The sequence below is a fragment of the Streptomyces sp. NPDC058459 genome (genome assembly GCF_042721685.1).
Taxonomy (GTDB): domain Bacteria; phylum Actinomycetota; class Actinomycetes; order Streptomycetales; family Streptomycetaceae; genus Streptomyces.
Genome location: NZ_JBHXLV010000329.1, coordinates 1 through 4288, shown reverse-complemented (window position 1 = coordinate 4288; position 4288 = coordinate 1). Strand labels below are relative to the sequence as shown.

The following is a 4288-nucleotide window of genomic DNA, read 5'->3' as shown; positions in this document are numbered from 1 at the left end:
TCGGCCACCGGCGGAGACGGCGGGGCCCGGAGCTGGGGGGAGAGCGCTCCGGGTGCCTCAAGGTGCGGATGCCCCGGTCCTCGCGTCCTACGCCCGGCCGGGTGGGGGTGCGCGGGCGGCGGACGGTGACGGCTTAAGCTCGGCGAATGGCCAAGTACTTCGACGTGCACCCCGAGAACCCGCAGCCCCGCGCGGTGTCGCAGATCGCGGACGCGGTCCGGTCGGGGTCGCTGATCGCCTATCCCACGGACTCGTGTTACGCCCTGGGCTGCAAGCTCGGCAGCAAGGACGGCATGGAGCGCATCCGGTCCATCCGCCGCCTGGACGACCGGCACCATTTCACGCTGATGTGCCAGAACTTCGCGCAGCTCGGCCAGTTCGTACGGGTCGACAACGACGTGTTCCGGGCGGTGAAGGCGGCGACGCCGGGCAGTTACACCTTCATCCTGCCGGCCACCCGCGAGGTGCCGCGTATGCTGCTGCACCCGAAGAAGCGGACGGTGGGGGTACGCATCCCCGACCATGTGGCCACCCAGGCGCTCCTCGCCGAACTGGGCGAGCCGCTGGTGTCGAGCACGCTGCTGCTCCCGGACGAGGAGGAGCCGCTGACCCAGGGCTGGGAGATCAAGGACCGGCTCGACCATGTGGTGGACGCGGTGGTGGACTCCGGCGAGTGCGGCACCGAGCCGACCACGGTGGTTGACTTCTCCAGCGGCGAGGCGGAGATCGTGCGGGTGGGCGCGGGCGACCCCGCGCGGTTCGAGTAGATCACCCCAGACCGAACCAGGCACAACCAGGCATAACCAGGCATAACCAGACCGACCCTTACCGATAAGGAAGCGTGCTGATCATGACTGACGTACAGGGAAAGACCGTCACCATCCCCACCCGGGACGGGGACGCCGACGCCTATCTGACCCACCCCGCCGACGGGCAGCCGCACCCCGGAGTCCTCTTCTACCAGGATGCCTACGGACTGCGGCCCTGGCTGAGGGGGATGGCCGACCGGCTCGCCGCCGAGGGGTACACCGTGCTGGTGCCCAACGTGTTCTACCGGCAGGGCACGGCACCGGTGCTGGAGCTGCCCGACTTCATCGACCCGGACTCCGACCCGACGATCTGGGAGCGGCTCGGCCCGCTGGTGCACTCGATCACCCCTCAGCAGGCGGAGGTCGACGCGGACGCGTTCCTGGGCTGGCTGGAGGAGTCCTCGCTCGTCGCGGCCGGGCCGGTGGCGGTGACCGGGTACTGCATGGGCGCCCGGCTGGCGCTGCGCGCCGCGGCCACGCATCCCGGACGGGTGGCGGCGGCCGCCGGGTTCCACGGCGGCAACCTGGCCACTGAGGACCCGGACAGTCCGCACCTGGGCGCCGGCCGCATCACCGCCGAGCTGTACTTCGGCCACGCCGACCAGGACCCCTCCCTGCCAGAGGAGCAGCGGCGGCGCCTGGACGACGCGCTCACGGCGGCCGGGGTGCGCCACACCAGCGAGGTCTACGAGGGCGCACCGCACGGCTACACCCAGAAGGACACCACCTCCTACGACGCGGCGGGCGAGGAACGCCACTGGAAGGCGCTCAACTCCCTGCTGCGACGCACCTTCTGACGTTCTCTCACATCACGGAATCCCGTACTCTGCGCGCCGGTTACAACCGCTCCACGCTGCTGAGCAACCACGACCAGCCGGACAGCTCGGACGCCGGCTTCTACCAGGACGGGGTGACCAACCAGTACGCCAAGGCCATCCACGCGCAGATGGCCGACGGCAAGGCGTACGCCTTCGCCTTCGACGACGTCGGCAACCACGAGTCGCTGGTCAACGACGGCAACCCGCAGCAGGCGTATCTCACGCTGGACCCGCTGAACTGACGCAGCGCGCGAGGGGCCCCGCACACTCGTGCGGGGCGGCGGTGGGCGTCAGCTCGTCGTACTGGGTGCCGGTGCTGGTCTCCGCCGAGTCCACGTGCAGGTGGAAGGTCAGGGTCGCCTTGCAGCCCGCGGGGAACGCCTGGGAGGTCGCACGGATTCCGGTGACTGAACACACCCCGCCTCCCCCCTGGGACGAACCCCCGGGAACCCGCCTGTGAGGGGACTACCCCGTCCCCGTCCTCCGCCTGACGTCTCCTCCGAGATCGCCGGGCGGCTGGTGGTGGCCGACCCCACCGTCAAGACCCACGTGAGCCGCATCCTGGTGAAGCCGGGCCTCGGGGACCGTACCCAGGCGGCGGTGTTCGCGCACGTGGCGCGGCCGGTCACGCCGGGGTGAACCGGCGGGGCTACCAGCGGCCGGGCTCCGTGCCCACCAGCGGCTCGGAGGCGATGCCGTCCACGCCCACGGGCACCTCGCCCGCGAGCATCACCCGGTGCATGATCCGGGGATGGTCGGCATGGACGTTGTCGCCGGGGGCGAGGTGCACGGTGGCCCGGTTGTCCCAGAAGGCTACGCTGCCGGGCTCCCAGCGGAAGCGGACGGTGTACTCGGGCCGTACCGCCTGCTCCAGCAGCATCTCCAGCAGGGCCGCGCTCTCCGGACGGGAGACCCCGGAGATCTGCTCCAGGTAGTAGCCGTTGACGAAGAGCACCCGCTCCCCCGTCTCCGGGTGCACCCGCACCAGCGGGTGTTCGGAGGCGACCTGGTGGTCCAGCAGGTGCCGCAGGTACGCGTCGTCGCCGGGCCGGGGCTGGTAGCCCACTCCGAGCCGGTGCTCGGCCCGCAGCCCGTCGACGAAGGCGCGCACCGGCGCGGAGAGCCCGGCGTAGGCGGCGGCCAGGTTGGCCCAGGTGGTGTCGCCGCCGTACGGGGGTACGGTCTCGGCGCGCAGGATGGTCGCGGCGGGCGGGTCGATCCGCGCGCCGTGGTCGCAGTGCCAGCCGCGCAGCAGGGTGTGCCGGCGCCGGCGCAGCCACTCGTCGTGCTCCATGCCGAACCGGCCGCCCAGCTCCAGCCGGTCGGCGGTGGTCTCCACCTCGGGGAACCCCTCCGGCGAGGCGCTGCCCCGCTTGCGCGGTGCGACGGGCTCGCCGAAGCGGCGGGCGAAGGCGAGGTGCCCGGCGTGGTCGAGCCGCTGGTCGCGGAAGAACACCACCTTCCAGCGCAGCATCGCGTCCCTGATCAGCGCCACCGTGGAGTCGTCGAGCGGTGCGGCGAGGTCGACGCCGGTGATCTCGGCGCCGATGTGCCCGGCGACCGGTTCCACCGCCACGTCCGCGCTCCGCCCGCGCCGCTCCGCCGAGGTGCCGTCCGTGGTCATGTGTGCGCTCCCGGGGGTCGTCGTGCGGGCCTCACCGTGATCGTGTCAGCCGGACGGCGCCCTTGGCGAGCGCCGGCGGCTGACCTCAGCGCGCGAGAACAGGGCTCAGCCCTTCGCCGCCCGCAGCGCGGCCAGCGCCCGGTCGGCGTGGGTGTTCATACGCAGTTCGCTGCGGACGATCTCCAGGACCGTGCGGTCCTGCCCGATGACGAAGGTGACCCGCTTGGTGGGCGCGAGCGTGAAGCCCCGCTTGACGCCGAAGCGTTCGCGGATCGTGCCCTCGGTGTCGGAGAGCAGGGGCATGCCGAGGGTGTGGCGCCCGGCGAACTCCTGCTGCTTCTCCACGGTGTCACCGCTGACACCCACGGGCTGGGCCCCGGCGGCGGCGAACTCGCCCGACAGGTCGCGGAAGTGGCACGCCTCGGCGGTGCAGCCGGAGGTGAGGGCGGCCGGGTAGAAGAACAGCACCACCGGGCCGTCGGCCAGCAGTTCCGTCAGCCGCCGTTCGGTGCCGGTCTCGTCCGGCAGGGTGAAGTCCTCGACGGTGTCGCCGATTTGCAGGCTCATGAGTGTCCCTTCGCGTTACGGGCCACGCCCCGGGCCCACAGCACCAGCGGCACCTGGAGGGGCAGCCGGGCGAGCGAGGCGGTGCGTTGTGGGGCGGGGCGGTGCCGCCAGTCGACGGCCATCTTGACATTGGCGGGGAAGACGGCGACGAAGAAGGCGGCGGCGGCCTTCGCGGCCGGCGCGCGGGTTGCGGGCACGGCGACCCCGGCGGCGAGAGCGAGTTCGGCGACCCCGCTGGCACAGGTCCAGGTGCGGGGCGAGCCGGGCAGCGTGCGGGGGACGAGCCCCTCGAACAGCTTGGGGGCGGCGAAGTGGGCGATCCCGGCCGAGGCCAGCAGACCGGCGAGCAGCAGGGGCGAGCGTGGGGGCACGGATTCTCCTTCGATGGCCTGGCGCCGGATATTACTTGACGGTACGAGAGACCCGGCGGCTCGGGGGCGCGAGCGGCGCCCCCGGCCGCCGTTCAGGGG

The 4288-nt window shown here is 72.2% G+C and carries 5 protein-coding genes and 2 pseudogenes; 4 read left to right on the top strand and 3 right to left on the bottom strand.

The window, feature by feature from the left end; all coding sequences use genetic code 11:
- Positions 1-146: 146 nt before the first annotated feature.
- From ACFWN1_RS31980 to ACFWN1_RS31965, 4 genes and pseudogenes are all read left to right on the top strand, one after another.
- Positions 147-767 carry an L-threonylcarbamoyladenylate synthase gene (locus ACFWN1_RS31980; RefSeq protein WP_384369833.1) on the top strand — a complete coding sequence of 207 codons (621 nt, stop codon included), beginning with the start codon at positions 147-149 and terminating at the stop codon, positions 765-767.
- 83 nt (positions 768-850) lie between these two features.
- Positions 851-1606 carry a dienelactone hydrolase family protein gene (locus tag ACFWN1_RS31975; protein WP_384369830.1) on the top strand — a complete coding sequence of 252 codons (756 nt, stop codon included), beginning with the start codon at positions 851-853 and terminating at the stop codon, positions 1604-1606.
- Positions 1607-1626: 20 nt separating this feature from the next.
- Positions 1627-1869 (top strand): annotated as a pseudogene (locus tag ACFWN1_RS31970) (beta-1,3-glucanase family protein); the annotation flags it as partial.
- A gap of 253 nt (positions 1870-2122) precedes the next feature.
- Positions 2123-2266: pseudogene (locus ACFWN1_RS31965) on the top strand (LuxR C-terminal-related transcriptional regulator); the annotation flags it as partial.
- A gap of 10 nt (positions 2267-2276) precedes the next feature.
- Here ACFWN1_RS31965 and ACFWN1_RS31960 read toward each other — a convergent pair.
- From ACFWN1_RS31960 to ACFWN1_RS31950, 3 genes are all read right to left on the bottom strand, one after another.
- Positions 2277-3251, bottom strand: coding sequence for a TauD/TfdA dioxygenase family protein (locus ACFWN1_RS31960; RefSeq protein ID WP_384369827.1), 975 nt, complete (start codon positions 3249-3251; stop codon positions 2277-2279).
- Between the two features lie 105 nt (positions 3252-3356).
- On the bottom strand, positions 3357-3818 hold the full coding sequence (locus ACFWN1_RS31955) for a peroxiredoxin (RefSeq protein WP_384369824.1): 462 nt from the start codon (positions 3816-3818) through the stop codon (positions 3357-3359).
- Positions 3815-4189 (bottom strand): hypothetical protein, encoded by a 375-nt coding sequence (locus ACFWN1_RS31950; RefSeq protein WP_384369821.1) that lies wholly within the window; start codon positions 4187-4189, stop codon positions 3815-3817. Before ACFWN1_RS31950 ends, ACFWN1_RS31955 begins: the two co-directional genes overlap by 4 nt.
- Positions 4190-4288: the final 99 nt, after the last annotated feature.

Excerpts from the sequence above, each read along its gene's own strand:
- ACFWN1_RS31960 (WP_384369827.1), bottom strand. The coding sequence starts at position 3,251 with ATGACCACGGACGGCACCTCGGCGGAGCGGCGCGGGCGGAGCGCGGAC.
- ACFWN1_RS31975 (WP_384369830.1), top strand. The coding sequence starts at position 851 with ATGACTGACGTACAGGGAAAGACCGTCACCATCCCCACCCGGGACGGG.
- ACFWN1_RS31980 (WP_384369833.1), top strand. The coding sequence starts at position 147 with ATGGCCAAGTACTTCGACGTGCACCCCGAGAACCCGCAGCCCCGCGCG.
- ACFWN1_RS31955 (WP_384369824.1), bottom strand. The coding sequence starts at position 3,818 with ATGAGCCTGCAAATCGGCGACACCGTCGAGGACTTCACCCTGCCGGAC.